Annotated in this window: 1 protein-coding gene; it reads right to left on the reverse strand. The window is 64.8% G+C overall.

Going from position 1 to position 585, the window contains the following annotated elements; all coding sequences use genetic code 11:
• Positions 1-585: substrate-binding periplasmic protein (locus BN1128_RS00960; protein WP_042865718.1), on the reverse strand; the 585-nt coding region annotated here is incomplete at both ends.

Consider the following 585-nt stretch of genomic DNA (forward strand, 5'->3'; position numbering starts at 1 on the left):
GGGCAAAGGCGTTGCCGGGCGGGGGGAGGGTGGCGATGGCGTCATTGACCCGGACTAGCTCTGCCTCGCTCACCGCCTCTTTGGCAAACATCAGGCTGACCGGCTGATGGTGCAGCAACAACTGGCAGCGGATGAAGCCGTCCGCTCCCAGCTGTTGTAGCCGATAGCGCGCGTATTGCCACTCCATGATGACCCCATCCAGGCGACGAGCCAGCAGCAGCTCGATCAACCTGTCGTCGGTGTTGTAGTCGTTGGCGTCCTTGAGCGCCGGGCAGTGTTCCATCCGCTGGGTGGGGCGGGTGCCACGCAGTTTGCCCAGATGCAGTTGTGTCTGTTGGCACAAGGCGGGGAGGCTCTGGATGCCTTGCCAGGGATCGGCATGGCCCGGAATGGGGTTGTGGCTCAGCAGCACGAAGGTACTGTGCCGGTAGGGGGCCGAGAAGCGGGCGAATTCGCGCCGATCCGGGGTATCGAGTGCCCCCATGGCCAGATCCAGCTGTTGCTGCTTGATCAGGTGCAGGGCACGGGCCCAGGGCAGGTTGCGAAAGCGTGCCTCCAGCCCGGCTTGGCTCAGGATCTGGCGGG

It is taken from the genome of Aeromonas piscicola (assembly GCF_000820005.1).
GTDB classification, from domain to species: domain Bacteria; phylum Pseudomonadota; class Gammaproteobacteria; order Enterobacterales; family Aeromonadaceae; genus Aeromonas; species Aeromonas piscicola.